This window comes from Martinezella tropici (assembly GCF_003287875.1).
Classification (GTDB): Bacteria; Pseudomonadota; Alphaproteobacteria; order Rhizobiales; family Rhizobiaceae; genus Rhizobium; species Rhizobium tropici_C.
The window spans coordinates 86278-102661 of the sequence record NZ_QMKK01000056.1 but is presented as its reverse complement, the minus strand read 5'-3'; the positions used below and the strand labels follow the sequence as shown (position 1 = coordinate 102661).

General features: G+C 59.0%; 15 protein-coding genes and 1 pseudogene. 8 read left to right on the top strand and 8 right to left on the bottom strand.

Annotated features, from left to right (window positions below):
• Window positions 1-13 precede the first annotated feature (13 nt).
• The 3 genes from DQ393_RS29800 to DQ393_RS29790 form a co-directional block, all read right to left on the bottom strand.
• A complete protein-coding gene (locus DQ393_RS29800) occupies window positions 14-727 on the bottom strand; it encodes an SDR family oxidoreductase (RefSeq protein ID WP_112345313.1) in 714 nt (237 codons plus the stop codon).
• Between the two features lie 50 nt (window positions 728-777).
• Window positions 778-1086: a putative quinol monooxygenase gene (locus DQ393_RS29795; protein ID WP_112345312.1), complete on the bottom strand. Its 309-nt coding sequence runs from the start codon at window positions 1084-1086 to the stop codon at window positions 778-780.
• An 84-nt stretch (window positions 1087-1170) separates the two neighbouring features.
• Window positions 1171-2184: a zinc-binding alcohol dehydrogenase family protein gene (locus tag DQ393_RS29790; protein WP_112345311.1), complete on the bottom strand. Its 1014-nt coding sequence runs from the start codon at window positions 2182-2184 to the stop codon at window positions 1171-1173.
• Between the two features lie 115 nt (window positions 2185-2299).
• On the opposite strand from DQ393_RS29790, the gene DQ393_RS29785 reads away from it, so the two are divergent.
• The 5 genes from DQ393_RS29785 (at window position 2300) to DQ393_RS29765 (ending at window position 6586) form a co-directional block, all read left to right on the top strand.
• Window positions 2300-2701: a winged helix-turn-helix transcriptional regulator gene (locus DQ393_RS29785; protein WP_069610732.1), complete on the top strand. Its 402-nt coding sequence runs from the start codon at window positions 2300-2302 to the stop codon at window positions 2699-2701.
• 53 nt (window positions 2702-2754) lie between these two features.
• Window positions 2755-3717, top strand: a complete 963-nt coding sequence (locus tag DQ393_RS29780) for a GlxA family transcriptional regulator (RefSeq protein WP_069610733.1) — start codon at window positions 2755-2757, stop codon at window positions 3715-3717.
• A gap of 139 nt (window positions 3718-3856) precedes the next feature.
• On the top strand, window positions 3857-4396 hold the full coding sequence (locus DQ393_RS29775; protein ID WP_112345310.1) for a carboxymuconolactone decarboxylase family protein: 540 nt from the start codon (window positions 3857-3859) through the stop codon (window positions 4394-4396).
• 139 nt (window positions 4397-4535) lie between these two features.
• A complete protein-coding gene (locus tag DQ393_RS29770) occupies window positions 4536-5294 on the top strand; it encodes an SDR family oxidoreductase (protein WP_112345309.1) in 759 nt (252 codons plus the stop codon).
• A 59-nt stretch (window positions 5295-5353) separates the two neighbouring features.
• Complete coding sequence (locus DQ393_RS29765) at window positions 5354-6586, top strand: MFS transporter (RefSeq protein ID WP_112345308.1); 1233 nt, start codon at window positions 5354-5356, stop codon at window positions 6584-6586.
• Window positions 6587-6687: 101 nt separating this feature from the next.
• Here the strand turns inward: DQ393_RS29765 and DQ393_RS29760 are convergent, their stop codons facing one another.
• Window positions 6688-7524, bottom strand: a complete 837-nt coding sequence (locus tag DQ393_RS29760; protein ID WP_112345307.1) for an SDR family oxidoreductase — start codon at window positions 7522-7524, stop codon at window positions 6688-6690.
• A 96-nt stretch (window positions 7525-7620) separates the two neighbouring features.
• Between DQ393_RS29760 and DQ393_RS29755 the strand changes: the two genes are divergently transcribed.
• Together DQ393_RS29755 and DQ393_RS29750 are read left to right on the top strand one after the other, a co-directional pair.
• Complete coding sequence (locus tag DQ393_RS29755; protein WP_112345306.1) at window positions 7621-8520, top strand: LysR family transcriptional regulator; 900 nt, start codon at window positions 7621-7623, stop codon at window positions 8518-8520.
• A 112-nt stretch (window positions 8521-8632) separates the two neighbouring features.
• Window positions 8633-8707, top strand: a pseudogene (locus DQ393_RS29750) (DDE-type integrase/transposase/recombinase); the annotation flags it as partial.
• 48 nt (window positions 8708-8755) lie between these two features.
• Here DQ393_RS29750 and DQ393_RS29745 read toward each other — a convergent pair.
• A complete protein-coding gene (locus DQ393_RS29745; RefSeq protein WP_112345305.1) occupies window positions 8756-10636 on the bottom strand; it encodes a hypothetical protein in 1881 nt (626 codons plus the stop codon).
• 33 nt (window positions 10637-10669) lie between these two features.
• Window positions 10670-11251 (bottom strand): hypothetical protein, encoded by a 582-nt coding sequence (locus tag DQ393_RS29740; protein ID WP_112345304.1) that lies wholly within the window; start codon window positions 11249-11251, stop codon window positions 10670-10672.
• Window positions 11252-11487: 236 nt separating this feature from the next.
• On the opposite strand from DQ393_RS29740, the gene DQ393_RS29735 reads away from it, so the two are divergent.
• On the top strand, window positions 11488-14652 hold the full coding sequence (locus tag DQ393_RS29735) for an adenylate/guanylate cyclase domain-containing protein (RefSeq protein ID WP_112345379.1): 3165 nt from the start codon (window positions 11488-11490) through the stop codon (window positions 14650-14652).
• A 4-nt stretch (window positions 14653-14656) separates the two neighbouring features.
• Here DQ393_RS29735 and DQ393_RS33605 read toward each other — a convergent pair whose 3' ends face one another.
• Both DQ393_RS33605 and DQ393_RS29730 read right to left on the bottom strand, forming a co-directional pair.
• The gene (locus DQ393_RS33605; protein WP_181592441.1) at window positions 14657-14803 is read right to left on the bottom strand and encodes a hypothetical protein; all 147 of its coding nucleotides are present in this window, start codon (window positions 14801-14803) and stop codon (window positions 14657-14659) included.
• Window positions 14800-16326 (bottom strand): hypothetical protein, encoded by a 1527-nt coding sequence (locus DQ393_RS29730; RefSeq protein ID WP_112345303.1) that lies wholly within the window; start codon window positions 16324-16326, stop codon window positions 14800-14802. The genes DQ393_RS33605 and DQ393_RS29730 overlap by 4 nt, the downstream gene beginning before the upstream one ends.
• Window positions 16327-16384: the final 58 nt, after the last annotated feature.

The window sequence follows — 16384 nt, the reverse complement described above, 5'->3', positions numbered from 1 at the left end:
TAAGAGGTAGGTTTCACGCGATAGCGCCGCCGCCATCGACGCGGACATTCGAGCCGGTCGCAAACGGCGTAGCCATGAGGAAAAGCACCGCATTGGCAATGTCGGTCGACTTCCCCACTGTCTTTGCCGGCAGGTTGGCGGTGACCTTGGCGAACATTGCGTCTTTCGCGTCCTGATCCATTTTCGACCAGAGCGGCGTATCGATCAGGCCTGGCGACACCGTGTTCACCCGGACGGGGGAAAGTTCCAGTGCAAGGCCCCGCGCCAAGCCCTCGAGCGCGGCATTGATGGCGCCCTGCAGCACCGAGGTGCCTGACGGCCGTTCACTCAGGAAGCCCGAGATGAGTGTCAAACTCCCACGTTCGCTGAAACGGGCAAATCGAGCAACGCGATAGGCGCCCCAGAATTTGCTCTCCATCGCCTGCTGCGCTTCGGCAAGCGCAAGCTTGCGCACAGGTCCCGTGGGCGTCTGTGCCGCTGACACAACGATATGGTCGAAAGGATCGTTTGCGCCGAAAAACGCTTCGAGCGCGTTTTCGTCCGCTGTATCGAGAACTGCGGATCGAGCCTGAGGTCCCAACAACTTCAACGCCTCATCAAGCTTGGGACGTGACCGCGAGGCGATCGTGACAGCAGCACCGACGGCGATGGCCGCTTCTCCCACGGCCAAGCCGATGCCCGAACTGCCGCCAACAACGAGAACGCGGCTGTTTGCTAGAGATGTCATGATATTACCCTTCCTGCCTCACTCAGTCGCGAGCTCGGCAATATCTGGTTTCAGAGGAGTTGCTGAAGACGTTGCAGGTGCAACGGTTCCGCAAGAAGCTCATTGAGACGAGCCTCCAGCGATCGGAACGGGGCCGCCTGCGCATGAGCTTCGAGAGCGGAGCCATCGCGCCAGCTTTCCAGCATCACAGCTGAATCAGGGTCGTCGCGGTCCACGGTAAGATCGTAGAGCAGGCAGCCATCCTCCTTTCGCACCTCCGGCACGATTGCCTTCAATGCATCAAAGAGCGCAGACCGCTGCTCCGGCTTCGCCTTTAACCTTGCAACGAGGTGAATAACCTCCGACGCATTCTCGTCCATTGTCCTGTCCTTCTTTAAGTGACCATCACCCGAAGATCGGGCGGCAAGATAATCACTCTTCCGCCCTCTGGGTCTTCGATTGGCTCAGAAACCTTCGAGCACGAGCTTGCCTTTGGTCTTTCCACTTTCGATCGCGGCATGGGCTTTTTTCAAGTTCGCTGCGTTTATGGGAGAAATCGTCTCAGTTACGGTTGTATAGATCTTCCCCTCGTCGATCAGCCTGGCGACTTCATTCAGCAGCTTGCCCTGTTCGGCAATGTCGGCGGTCTCGAAGATCGAACGCGTGAACATCAGCTCCCAGTGGATCGATGCAGCCTTGCGCTTGAAGCCAAGGACATCGAGGCTTTCCGGGTCGTCGATCAGCCCGAAGCGGCCCTGCGGCGCGATGAGCTCGATAATCTCCTTCACATGACGATGGGTCTCGGTCGTGGAGAAGACGAAGGCCGGCGCGCCAATCCCGAGGGCGGCAACCTGTTCGGCAAGCGGCTTGGAATGGTCGATGACGTGGTGCGCGCCAAGGCTCTTGACCCATTCTTGCGTTTCCGGACGCGACGCCGTGGCAATGACCGTTACATTGGTAAGCGCTCGTACGAGCTGAATTGCGATCGAGCCGACGCCACCCGCACCGCCGATAATGACGATCGCGTTTGCCGCACCTGGCACGGGCTTGCGGATATCCAGCCGGTCAAACAGCATTTCCCAGGCGGTAATCGCCGTCAGCGGCAAGGCCGCAGCTTCCGCATTGGAGAGGGTCTTCGGTTTGTTTCCAACGATACGCTCGTCAACCAGATGAAACTGGCTGTTGGCGCCGGGACGGATCAGGGAGCCGGCATAAAACACCTCATCGCCTACCTTGAAGCCTTTCACGTCAGGCCCGGCTTCGACCACCTTGCCGACGGCATCCCAGCCGAGAACCTTCCATTGACCCGCTTCCGGATTGGCGTTTTTGCGAACTTTCGTATCGACCGGATTGACCGAAATCGCCTCGACCTCGACGAGAATGTCGTGGCCTGCCGGCACGGGACGGGGAAGTTCGATATCCTGCAAGGCGTCTTCGCGGTCAATGGCGCCCGCTGTTTTGTAACCGATCGCTTTCATGATTTGCTCCTTTGATGAGTGAGTGATTGCTGATTGATATGGATCCAAAATGGTCTATATTCGTAGGAGCGCAATACGCACAAAGAACGCACGTAGTATCAAAAAGGATACTGTTATGGCAAAAGCCAGACACTCCCGTTTCGATTGTTCTCCCGGCTGCTCGGTCGAGGCGGCCATCGGCCTCATCGATGGAAAATGGAAGTCGGTGGTCCTTTTCCACCTCCTGTCGGGCACATTGAGGTTCAACGAGCTCCGCAAGCATATCGTCAATGTGACGCCACGCATGCTGACCAATCAGTTGCGTGAACTGGAGGACGACGGCCTGATTGAGCGGAAGGTTTATGCGCAGGTCCCGCCGAAGGTCGAATACAGCCTTTCGGAACTCGGCCGCAGCATGGAGCCGATCCTGCTCGCACTCAAATATTGGGGCGATGCCAATATTAGCCTCTATGGTAAACCCCGCGGCGTTGATCCGCGAGAGGCGAAAGTCGCGGAGCGTGGCGAAGCCCACGCCTGAGAACTCTATGATCCAGCTTGTCCGTCAATTACGGACCTAATGCGGAAGTCGATATGCGACGCGTTGGTTTCATTATGGAAGATGGCTTCCAGGTCATGGGCATGGCCGCTCTGACTGCCTTCGAATTCGCCAATGATGCGCTCGGCGAGGAGATGTACCGCCTGACGGTCATGTCCGAAAAGGGTGGTACGGTCCGCTCATCACTCGGCATCCGTATCGAGACCGAACCGCTCGGCGATTTTCCCGATACGCTGATGGTGGTTGGAGAGCTCGTTCCCAAGCCTGCGTCGGCAAAACTGCTTGCCTATATCCGCGATGCCGCGATCCAGTCGCGACGCGTCGCTGGTGTCTGTACCGGAGCCTTCCTTTTGGCCGAAGCCGGCTTATTGGATGGTCGCACCGCGACCACACACTGGGCCCATGCCCGGACGTTGCGCGAGCGGTATCCGGCAATCGCAGTCGACGACGACAGGATCTTTGTCCATGACGACAACATCTGGACCTCTGCCGGCATGAGTGCGGCCATAGACCTGACGCTCGCCATGATCGAGGACGATCATGGTGCCGAACTCTCCCGCCTTATCGCCCGCAAGATGGTCGTCTATCACCGCAGGCCCGGCGGTCAATCACAGTTTTCCGCCTTGCTCGAACTTGAGCCCCGTTCGGATCGGGTCCGCCGGGCCCTTGTCTATGCCAAGGAGAACCTTCGCAATCCCCTGACCGTGGAGGAACTCGCTGAAGCCGCAAGCCTCAGCCCGCGCCAGTTCAGCCGTCTGTTTCGTGACGAAACCGGGCAATCGCCGGCAAAGGCAGTCGAGCGGCTGCGGCTGGAGGCAGCCAAGGCCATGCTGGAAGACGGTCGCCACCCGATTGATATTGTGGCAAGGGATACAGGTTTCGCGGATCGGAACCGCATGCGCCGCGCGTTCTTGCGCTCTTTCGGCCAGCCGCCGCAAAGCCTTCGGCGCAGCTTGCGGCTGATCGAAGGCGAACGTGCCGAGGAATTTGCCGCTTGAAGTTCCTCGAATTGTCCGATCCGATCACACGATGGGCCTAGCCTGCCAATAGCGATCTGTCGTGACCATCGATAGCACGAAGTTACAAGCTTGACGCTCTCCTGCCGCGCATCATCGCAGCGCTTGAAGGAGATCAACCATGTCAGCAATTTCAACACTTTCAGACAACGAAGTAACACCCCATGTAGCAGACGTCTTTGCCTCGACAAAGGCAGCGATGGGCAAGGTTCCTAATCTCTATCGCGTTCTTGCCCATGCACCGGCGGCACTCGACGTCTATACAGGGAGCAAGGGATTTCTGCGCGACGGCGTCCTTCCCCCCGCGGCGCAGGAGCAAATCGCCGTCGCCATCGCAACCGCTAACGGGTGTGACTATTGCCTCGCCGCACATACCGGCGGAGCACGCGCGGCTGGGGTCAGTGCCGAAGACCGGGCCAACGCTCAAAAGGGACGCGCGTCCGACCCGAAGATCCAGGCCATTCTCGAGCTTGCTCTCGCAATCAATGCCACGCATGGGCAGGGAGCGGCTACAGCCCTTGAGGCAGCCAGAGCTTATGGTCTGACCGACGCGGAAATCCTCGAGACGATCGCTCACGTCGCGGTCAACATCCTCACCAACAGCGTCAATAACACGGTCGGCACGGTCCTCGATTTTCCGAAGGTCGAGCGCGCCGCTTGACACCGGCCTATCCCGATCATGTGAAGCTGATGTCCTGAAATGACGTTTAGTTGTCATTTCAGACACTGCTGCGCTGAGCCATGATCATCCCATCGAAGCACCGCTTCTACCGCAAACCCACAATCCAAGGAGAGCTTTCATGCAACTTAAGAACAATACGATTTTCATCACGGGCGGCACATCCGGCATTGGCCGCGCATTGGCGGAATCTTTTCACAGACTCGGCAACAAGGTCATCATCGCCGGCCGCCGCAAGGCTCTGCTCGATGAGGTGACCGCTGCTAATCCGGGCATGGATGGCATCGAACTCGACATCGCCGATCCCGCAGATATCGAGCGCGTCGCAGCCCGTCTGATCCGCGACTATCCCGCGCTCAATGTCCTCGTCAACAATGCCGGCATCATGCCTTTCGACGACGCGGGCGCAAAGATCGATGACGCGCAATCGCGCCGGATCATCAACACCAATCTGCTTGGCCCGATCCGTCTGACGTCGGCGCTTATCGACCATCTTAAGGCTCAGCCAAGGGCTACGATCATCCACAACACGTCGGTCCTCGCCTATCTGCCGCTTGCCTCCACCGCAGTCTATTCCGCCACCAAGGCGGCACTGCATTCCTATGCTCTGTCGCAGCGTTTCCAGCTGCGCGGCACCAATGTCAGCGTCCAGGAAATCGCGCCGCCATGGGTCGACACCGATCTGATCAAGAAGAGCGGCGATCCGCGCGCAATGCCGCTGGACATCTTCATCGAGAAGACGATGAAGGGTCTCGGTACCGAGGCCGAGGAGATCTATGTCGAGGAGATCAAGGCCATCCGCGACAATCCCGGCAGCGGGGAGCACGCGCTCTTCAACGCCTTCAACGAATCTCTGGTCGCAAATCCGATCCCCGTCTGACACGACAGGCCGAGGCCCGGTTGCCGACAAGGCGGCCGGGCATTCGGCTGGAGGTTACCATGCTGCAGAAACATGATTTGAAATCAGCCATTCCCATTAACGGCGGGGATCTCGGACGGCCCGAGCCGTCCATGCTACCGGCATGGTTCCTGGCGCTCGGGACCTTCGCGATCGGTACCGAAGGGTTCATGATCGCGCCATTGTTGCCGACCATCTCGGCCGATCTCGGCATGAGCCTGTCGGCAACCGCCATGCTGGTTGTCGTCTTTACCCTGGTACTGGCGCTCAGCTCGCCGATCGCAACGGTCATCACCGGTGGCTTGCGTCGGCGGGACACGTTGTTGCTTGCCATGATGCTCTTCACGGGCGGCAATCTGATCGCGGCCTTTGCGCCAGGGTTCGCCACGTTGATACTGGCACGCATCCTGATGGCGGTTGCCGCCGGTCTCTATGCGCCGAACGCCAACGCGCTTGCCGGAATGATCGTGCCGGCTGAGAAAAGAGGACGCGCACTTGCCATCGTCAGCGGCGGTATGACCATCGCGATCGCACTTGGCCTACCGCTCGGCTCGATCATCGGCCATGCATTTGGCTGGCGCTCGACATTTCTCATGGTCGCCGCCATGGGGGCTGCCGGGATTATCGGCATCCTTGCAGGTGTCGGACGCAACGCGGGGGCCCATATGATCATCGCGAGCCTTTCCGAGCGTATTGGCGTGATCCGTCAGGCACCCGTGTTAAAACTGCTGTCGGTGACGCTGTTCTGGTCGATGGGCGCCTATACGGCCTATCCCTATATCGCCCCCTACCTCTCGCAGACGCTTGGGTTTGCCGACAGGGGCATTGCGGCGACCGTCACGCTGTGGGGCGTATTCGCGGCGCTCGGCGTCTTCACCGGCGGCGCACTGAACGATCGGTTCGGCTCGCTCAAGGTCGCGAAGCTCTCGCTTATCGCGCTGGCCCTCTCTTTCGCCGCTTTGGCTGCGGCCACAATATTCCCTGGCACGGGTGCCGTTTTGCTGGCACTTCTCGCCGTCGCCGGCTGGGGATTCAGTGTCTGGTCCTTCTTTCCCGCGCAGATGGCGCGACTGATCGTTGTCGGAGGACAGAGCCACGCCTCGGTCGCACTCTCTCTCAACACATCCACCATGTATCTCGGCTTTTCCATCGGCAGCGCGATCGGCGCCGGGATCATCGCGATTGGCAATGTCTGGATGATCGGTGCGGCAGCTGCTTCGATGGAAATCGTTGCCTTGGCTCTCGACGAGATCTGGAGACGAAGACAAACCTGACGGGAACGACGCGAAACCAGGATCAGAGACGGCGCCGCCGCAGATGCCTGTGGTGGCGCCATCAGGGAAGAGACCGCAAAGGCTCGCATATCCGCTGGGATTTACGTGAAATCTGTCCACGCGGCCGAGAGCCGTTGGCCCTCGACTTGGTTCAGCCTCTCGGACAGCGCGCTCGTGATATAGGTATAAGCATCGCTACCTAGAACCAGCCGTAGAGCGTCCGTGGGATTGTCGGTCGCTTGGATGATAGCGGCGGCAATCTTTTTAGGGTCGCCTATGGGGTTGCGAGCAGGATCTCGCAGAGCCGATCCGAGAGAGGCGATGGGAGTTTGCTCATATCCCGGAGGCGTGTTGGTCAGATGCTCGGCTGCAGCGCCGCGGAAAGATGTTCGCGCCGCGCCAGGTTCTACGATCAGTACGCGGAGCCCAAAATAGCCGATCTCCTTCGAAAGCGATTCAAAATAGCCTTCGAGCCCCCATTTACTCGCATGATACGCGGATGCCCCGGGATGTGTGGCCTGGCCCCCGTAACTCGAAATCCCAATGATGGTCCCCTTCCCTCGTGCGCGCATATGCGGAAGCGCATACTTGGTGAGAAGCATGGGGGCGACCAGATTGACCTCGAGTTGCCGTCGCAATTGCTCTTCCTCTATGCCTTCGGCGGCACCAAAGAGGCCGTAGCCGGCGTTATTGACGAGAACGTCAATCCCGCCGAACCGCTCAGCGGCGGCTTCGACGACAGCGACAAATCTCGGCGCATCATCGGCAAGGTCCAGCCGTTCAACCGCAAGGGCATCAGGATATTTTGCAATCAGCTGCTGCAGGTCGGGCTTGCTGCGGGCAGTGCCGAATACAGAGTGCCCGGCGGCAAGGAGCTGCTCGGCCAGTTCACGCCCCAGCCCACGGCCAATTCCAGTTATGAACCAGACTTTATGCATTTCAGAGGTCCTCACATTAGTAATGGCCTCTCAAATAGCGAGCGAATTTACGAAGCAGAATTGCACAAGCTTGGATGGACTGTTAGCTAATTGGCCATGAATGAAAAGCCGACCTTCGCTGAACTGGGCGCATTTTTGGCTGCTGCGCGCCATCGCAACTTTCGTAAAGCAGCCGAGGAACTTGGCATTGCGCCATCGACACTTAGCCATTTCATCCGACGGCTTGAGGAGCGTCTTGAGACGCGTCTTCTCCACAGAAGCACACGAAGCGTGTCGCTCACATCAGCCGGCGAAGCGTTCGCGAACCGGCTGTCTCCGCTAATTCATGATCTGGATGAGGCATTAGTGGAGGCGGCAAATACCAAGGACAGCCCACGGGGCCCACTGCGCGTGTTGGCGTCTGATGTCGTGGCAGCCCTGCTGATGGAGACCGTGGTACCGACGTTTTTCAGTGAGTATCCGCACGTACAGCTTGAACTTGTTGCGAACTCCGCTTTTGTTGACATCGTTGCGGAGGGGTTCGATGCAGCCTTTCGGTTGGGCGATGATATTCCTAAGGACATGATCGCTCTTAAGTTCGGGGCGAAGTCACGCATGAAGGTGGTTGGATCGCCAGCTTACTTGAAAGGCCGCCAGCTTCCCGCCTCTCCGGAGGAACTGGATGTCTTAGACTGTGTTCGATCCAGACCGGCGACCGGTGTTCCCTATCGCTGGGAATTCGAGAAGGGAGGCAAGAAGATTTCTGTCGATCCCGTAGGCGCATTTACTGTCAATCGATCGGAGCTTGCTCTCCAGGCCGCACTGCGCGGCTTAGGGGTTTCCTACGTTCCGGAGAGACTGTGCCGAACTCATCTCGAGACCGGCGCCTTGGTGTCGTTGTTGGACGACTGGTCCTCGACATATGAAGGTCTGTGCCTCTACTATCCGGGCCACCGGCTCGTCCCGCCCGCGCTCAGAGCGTTCATCAATGTGGTTAAAAGGAGCGAGTTTGCCTGAGAGGCTTACTGCTCTTGAAGAGATACGAACCCGCGGCCCCGTGCATTATCATTTTTTGCTAAGATAATGCGCTGTTATAGATACAATCTCATTAGGCAGCCGGACTTCAAGCATCTGGCACCTGGATGAGGTCGTCATCACCATTGCCGGCCGAAAATATTGGCTGTGGCGCGCTGTCGATTCGGACATTGACGGAATTCTTGCAACAGCATCGAAGGAAGCAGCTTCGTACAGCCTATCTGCGGCAATCTATGTCCTTGTAGAGCAGGTATTCTGTTTCACTGAACCGGATTTCTGAGTTGTCAAAGCAGAAGCGCTTGGGCTCTATCCTAAAGAGATACCGCATCCCGCATGCTGCCGGGATATCAATCGAATACAAGCGAGCTATGTTGGATGGCACGGGGTCCGTCCATTTTTTATGTCCGGCGAACGAAACATCTTTTAAGAGCGTCGCCGATCCAGAGCGGCCCACACCTCCTGCCGCTGCGACAAAGCCCATTCCCTTCGCCTCGTCAATTGTCGGATATTCCTGCTGACCCGGTGGTCCACGGACCAGCGATACATCCATCGTTTTGAATGCCACGTTGAAACGTACGTCGTCGCGGGTCGGCACGTTGCCATAGCCGTTCAGGTACTTCCAAGAAAGTCGCAGGATCTTTTGCACGCCGTTCGCGGCGGTGGCTTGAGAGCGGACGTCGGCGGAAAAGTCTGCTGGCAAGAAGGTGTCGCCGCCGCCGCCCGGGGGCGGGCACGGCGTGAACAGCGGCCTGTAACCACATTCGCTTCCACCGACGCCCCATGCGCAACGAGTGAGACGCAACCAGTCCTCATCACTGAGTGTTTGCACGCCTTTCCATAGGTTGCCACCATGCTCGGGTGTCATCCACGGACTGATCCTACCCGCCCCAGAGGCAGAGGCCCATTCGGTCCTGTGGTTCTGCACGAGCCCGAGGGCCATCTTTTGCGCAAAGAGGGCCGCGTTCTGCATCACCGTCGCGTTCGGGATGACAGGCGTCTTCCCAGTAGCGTCAGCGGCGAAGCGACGTCCCGACTCCAGCGTTGTAAGGCTGTGGCAGCCCGAGCAAGGATGACCGTCGATCAAGACAGACCTAGCGTCAAGTAGCGTGCCGGCATGGATGGCCGCGTATCCCGAACCGATCACGCGAAATGGTAGGCCTTGCCTCGCGACACGGCCGGGAAGAAAGTTGCCCATGCTAAATGCGGCGCGCGGATCGTGCCTACTCCCGAAATAACCGACTCGCGCCTGTTGCATGTGCGGATCGATGACCGTGGGCTTCTTGTTATCATGACAGAGTACGCAGTCGACCTTGGCGCTGCCGTCATATAGTTCCTCCGCGGCGCGCCGCCCGGCTGAGTCGCCGTAGGATGTTCCGCCGGGTGGAGGGAAGCGCTCTCTCCAGTCGAAGACGGAGCGGTCCTTCCGGCCGTCTAGGAATGCGATTTCACCCGTAACGTCGTTGAATCCGATAGCGCTGTATCGGGAAAACCGTGGATCCATCTCCGTCCAGTACGTATCCGGCACGATTTCTAGGCTTTCGGACGACTTTCGGCAGAGAAACAGCCACTGTACATGGTCACGGGCGACCCGGCCGACACGCGAGTTCATTGCGCAGAAAGTCACGCCGCCAGCGAGCGAAGGCTTGTCGCAACGGTCGACGGCAGTCGTCCACTTCACCAGGCGGCCTTCGACGTCACGGTGCACAAATTCGAGTGGAGCGCCTGCCTTGGAGGGATTTGGCTCCAGCTTTACGGCATTTCCGCCAACCTCGATACCGATCGGCCTCGAGTTCGGCCCCGTACAGACGCCGTCCGGTATGGGGCCGAACACCGACCTGGCCTCATCGCCGAATTTCGTCACCGGATCGTTGCTTTCTGTCGCCGGAGCCCACAATACGTCACCGTTCCACTCAAGAAGAAGGTCGTATGGCGACACGGTTCGGGTACCGGCCGTTGCCGCTTTTGTGTCGGTGGCCGAGAAGGGGACCTCTTCCTCGAGGTGCCCGGCGTGTAGCTCCAGTGGAGCAGGAATCTCCCAACTAACCGGCAGAGACAGAGCAGTCACGGTCGCCACGGCGAGATGGACGAGGCGCGCCATGTTTCCTTTCCTCATTTGCCGCCAGCCGGATGGTCAACGCGCGCTGGCCTGTATCCCGGACTGGAAAGGAACGACCTTGAGGACAAGGAACTTCATCTCGTCGCCATCCTTTTTGATCGTTCCATATAGCTTGGCGGTGTAGTCAAGCTGTGCCGCGCTGACCCCGATGGTCTGGATGTTCACCTGGACCGTCAATGCGACCTCGAAGAGGCCATCTTTCCTCTTCCCAATTAGGATACTACTGAGAAGCCGGGTGGCGCTGGAGTTCGTAGCGGCGAGGGTCGCGAACATCGTCTGGAATTGCTTAGCCAGCGATCCAGCCGAAATGGCAAGTACGGCATTCACATTGCCCGGGTCGCAATGGAGGTACTGACCCGTCCTCTCGAACAAAGCGGCAAGCCCGTCAAAGTCGCGGTTATCCATCGTCCATGCATATTGAGACAGCAAGTCTATCACGTCACGCCGTTCTTCCGGCGTTGGCGCGGTCAGTGAACCATTACGGTAGTCCCTCCAGGGCATTTGGCCAGCCCCGGGGCATTCGTTGATCGCGAATGCAGGCGAGGCCGCAAGCAACGAGAAAAGGGCTAAAGCCCCATAAAACCTACATGCTTTCATATTGACCCCCTCCGTGCCGCCCGCGGAGGGTCCGGCCGGTTCCTACCCATGCCAATGCCATGCACTACCAAAGGACCGCACCAAACGCTCTCGCAGCATTGCAAGTATACGTGGAAACCCAAGCGGCCGCGCCCAGAATAAAGTCAACTTGTTGAATAAAGGCACCTAGTAGAGTGGCTTGAATGGAAGAAATGCGCAAGTTGAGTATGGTTTATTTCAACTGGGTGAATCCGGCGATGAACGATGTCACCATATGGCTTGCCGAGATCGGATTGCAGCATTTGGCGAACAAGTTCGTTGACGCGCAGATCGACTTTGACACGCTCGCGCTGCTTTCTGATCAGGATCTACGCGAACTTGGCGTCCCCATGGGCCCCCGCCGCAAGCTACTTGCAGCGATCGCGGCGCTCGGCAGTTCGGTGCGGCAGCCTGCGGATGATCGGACTCCAGTCGAACGCCGGCAGTTAACGATTCTAATGGGCGACATGGTCGGTTCGACCGAGTATGCCTCTAAGCTCGACCCCGAGGACTTCAGCCAGCTCACACAGACATTCCTCTCGCGATGCAACGGGCTTGCGAGGTTGCATGGAGGCTTCGTCGCCAACTATGTCGGCGATGCACTACAGGTTCTGTTCGGCTTTCCGACGGCAGAGGAGAATGACGCCGAGCGCGCGATCCACCTGGCATTGGATATCGTGGCTGCCGTTCCACAGATAGAGGCGCCAGATGGTTCGCATCTTAGCGTCAGAATTGGAGTGGCAAGCGGGCTGGTCGTCGTCGGCGATATTGAGGGTGCGCCTGCCGGGATTTCGACGGTAGCGTTCGGGTATGTCCCGAGTCTCGCGCACCGACTTCAGGCAATAGCCGAACCGAACGTCATCTACGTCGACGAGAACACGTATGAAGCGACGTCGGGAGCCTTCGAATACACCGATGTCGGCGGGAGGACTCTGAAGGGTTTTAGTGATCCCATCAACATCCGTCGTGCCCTCAAGCCGATTGCGAGGCAATACCGCTTTGTAGCGGAACTCCGATCAACGCCGCTGGTGGGGAGGAAGAACGAGTTGCAGGCAATAGAGGCCCTCTGGGATGGCGTACGAACTGACGGCCACGGGCGCGTCGCGTTGATAAGCGGCGAGCCAGGGATCGGTAAATCGCGTCTGCTCTACGAGGTCGGAAGAAGCTTTCCCACATCGAAAGCGCTCGTCGCACAGTGTGCGCCCGCCTTCACCAACAGCGCACTTTTTCCGTTTCTCAGACTGCTCAAGCAGGAGGCTGGCATTGCGGAGGATACGCCTTTACCGTCCGAAAGGTTGCGGGCCACTCTATCGGCAAGCACTGTCCCCTTGTCGGTTTCATATCCGATCTTCGCACGGCTTCTGGCGGTTGAACCAGAATACGAGCCGTCCAGGCTTACCTCAACCGAACAGGAAGCCGCGATCGGCCACGTGTTTTCCGACTGGCTTCGGCAATTGGCGAGCACCCGTCCCCTGATGTTTTTCGTAGAGGACGAACAATGGATCGATCCTTCTTCGGCCAAACTCCTCCAGACGCTCGCTTGCGGCGTCGCGCGGTTTCCGGTGCTCCTTTTGGTGACCTCGCGCGAGCGCCAGACAAGGGCTGAGTTTGATAAAGCCGTCACGATGCATCTTGCCCTCGAACGGTTCTCGCGCGAGGAGGCTGGCGAATTCGTCCAGAATGTCGTCGAAGGGGGCCACCTATCTTCCAGCGTGGTCTCGACGCTCCTCAGCAAAGCCGAAGGCGTTCCCCTCTATCTTGAGGAACTCGCCCGGTCGGCCCTCGTGCTTGCCGCCAATTCATCCGATCTGTCCGGGGCGAAGAAGGCCGCAAGCCCCGTCCCCATCTCACTCCAGTCCGCGCTTATGTCCCGTCTGGACAAGCTCGGCGCGACTAAAACGGTCGCACAAACTGCAGCTGTGATCGGCCGGGAATTCGACCTGAAGACGCTCGCTCATGTCGTCGGACTCTCGAGCGAGGTGTTGCGACCGCAGATCGAGCGTCTTGTCGCCGTCGGGATCGTCGCACCGCAACCCTTCGGCGATTGGCCCCGCTTCTCCTTCTCTCACAGTTTGTTGCAGGAGGCCGCGCAAGGGGCGCTGCTTCGGGACCGGCGGCGGGAGCTCCATGCCCTCGTCGCGAAGGCGATCGAGGTCGTCCAACCGAGGACTGTCGTGGAGCATCCCGAAATCCTCGCCCAGCATTATCACGAGGCAACGCAGTTCGAGCGCGCCGCCGACTACTGGCTTAGGGCGGGCAGGAAGCTTGGGGCGACATGGGCGAAGGTCGAGGCTGCAAACATGTTCGCGAAAGGGATCGAATGTGTGCGCAGAATGCCGCCGTCACCGGGGCGCGACAGCAGGGAGCTTACCCTCGAACTCGAAAGGGGCGACGTCCTCTATGCGGCCTATGGATATATGACCGAGGAAGGCAGCGACGCGTATCGCAATGTCATGCGGCTGAGCGAGGCTATCGGAGATCCGGAGGCGGCGATCCGCGCCCTCGATGGCCTGTTCGGAACTTCGTTCAACTCCGCCCGATTCTCGAACGCAGAATGGGCGAGCAACCAGCTCAAAGAGATTGGCCGCACGGATGACAACACTAGGGCCTTGGTGCTCGGACTGCAATTCGGAGGCATGTGCGCCTTCGCGCGCGGCAACTTTCCGGAAGCACGAGAGGTATTGTTAGAAGCCCTTGAGCATCGCGAGCGCTCCCATGAAGTGGGAAGTGATTTTCCAAGCATGTCGATGCTTTATCTCTCATGGACGCTGCAAATACTTGGCGAAACAGACGCGGCCATGGAACTGTTCCGCGCAGCTGAAATGGAAGCTCGCGGACAAGCGGACTACCGTCTGGCCGCGTATCTGGGCAACGGCTGCATACTGATGTCTCTTCGTCAGGATGTAGCAACGCTCGAGAGGCTGGTGGATGAGCTCGTGCCGCTTGCGACACGAAACGGATTTCAGCTCTGGCTCAATTTCGCTTCATTTTTTTCCGGCTGGGCCAAGGTCGCAAGCCACAAAGATCCTTCCGGTCTGGCGCAGATGAAGCACATCTGCGACTACATGGGTGATCAGGAGGTCGATAAAACATGTTATCTGGGCGTGCTTACCGATAGCTACCTTCGAATGGGACGAGTTCACGAAGCGACAGAGGCCCTCAACCAAGGACTGAGGCTCGCAGAGCGTACCGGTGAGCATTACTACATGCCTGAGTTGTTTCGGCTAAGAGGAGAATTACTGCGGCAGATGGACCGACCCGCTGAGGCCAGGAAATCGTTTCAGGAGGCGATCTCTTTCGCACGCAATCAGGGAGCCAAGGCATGGGAGGAAAGAGCCAAGCAGTCGCTTGATTTACTTTCGTCTAGCCCGCCGCAAGGATAGCGGATCAAGGATCGGGGTAAGTTGCATCCGCACGACCGGTCACCGATCGTCTTGAAGCAATTTTCAGGCTGACGCCCCGGACGGTCAACCCCACCGGGTCGCTGGCAAATTGGTCGATGATTTGGTCCGGCGAGTTTTCCTTCTGCGTCACCCCCTCATTCCTCTCTGGTGGTTAACGCCACGCGCGCAGAGGCCGCAGTTGAAAAGTCGACGCTCGAGACGCACTCCCCCGTCGACCTTGACGAGTGCGTGCGTCTTGGTCTTGTGGTTGCGCACCAGCCGATGTTTTGGGTCGACGACCGCGCCATAGTCGATCTGACCACGCATGAATAGGTCGTCGACGAAAGCCTTAGCCACCGCAGTTCCGTTCGAGGGGACGTCTGGCTCGCCAGTAAAACCGGCGGACGTCACGACAAATTCCCGCGGCTCGGCCGCGGCCTCCACGAAGAGGCTGCCGTCGATGCCATACAGGGACCCCGGCAGCCCGACCATGGGCAGAGGCCCCTGCTCGACCGTGGCCGATTTCGCCGCCGTGGTGAGCGACTTGGCCTTCGCCATCATTGGCAGCGAGGACGCGGCTTGCAGGGAAAGGATGCTCCTGCCTACGAACACACCCTTGGTGATTGACGAATAGGTCGGGTCTGCCTGGGCCGCGATCACCATGTTCGCAGCGACTTGGGCGTACCAGTTGGTAACGATTGGCCACGACCATTTCACACCTTGAACGAAAAATCCGGCGAGATCGTCAGCGACGGCAAGCAGCTCCGCCTCGGTCGGTGCCTCCGGGTTGGCCGCCTTCGCGGCGAGCGAAACCCCGAGAATCTCGAAGAAGGCACCCGTGAAAATGCGCGAGAAAGAGTGGGGGTTGGACGAGAGCTGCGACATGGGGGCTGCGCTTGGAAGCGTCATCGGGTCCTGATAGTTGAACGAGTTGACCGCACTGCGCAGGCAGTCCGCCTCGGCCAAGGCAGGGTCCTGTGCACGGAGAGCGCTCCCGAGCTGCTCCGCAAGCCTTGAAAGGCGCGATGTCGTGTACAGGTCTCCGCCAGTGGCGGCGAGGACAGCGATCCGCAGCGAAGGAATCTGGATGGCCGACATCAAGGCGCTGATGTCGCCAAAGGACTCATGAAAGGCCGCGATTTCCTGGCTTGCGACACCCCACAGCTCGGGCTTGAACGCGTCAAGCACGGCGTGGCCCACCTCGTGACAGCTAACGTCGGGACTTTCGCCGGTAAAGACCGTTCCTGTCACACCAGGACCGTGGAAGAAGTTCAACGCCGCCCGATTATAATTGGCGTCGAGGTCGAATCCGTTGTCGAGCACGACGCTGAGGCTCGGCCCTCCCTGCCATTGCGCCAGCGGTACCCGCTTTGCCCAATAGTCGGCGCTCCGCCTCAACGCGGCCGCAGTGGCCCAATAACGGAACTCGGGCGTGCCCTGCGCATAAACGGCAGGCGACGGCCCGCCGGCTGGGAACGAGAACGCAAGGGGAATCATGGAAAGATCCGGCGTTGGCACCATCAGGCTGACGGCGGTTTCCGGATCGTCCTCCCACGCAGCCACCGTTTCAGTGAGCGTGGTGGAAGATACATTCGTTTTCGCGGTCTTGGTCTTCCCGGCGGCGGTTGCCGGCTTTCTTAAAACTTTGTTAGATTTCCCGGGCGCGTGCGACATGCTGATGCCCTTTCCCATTGTTGCACCGTGAACAATCATTCTTCGGATGAAGCCGTAA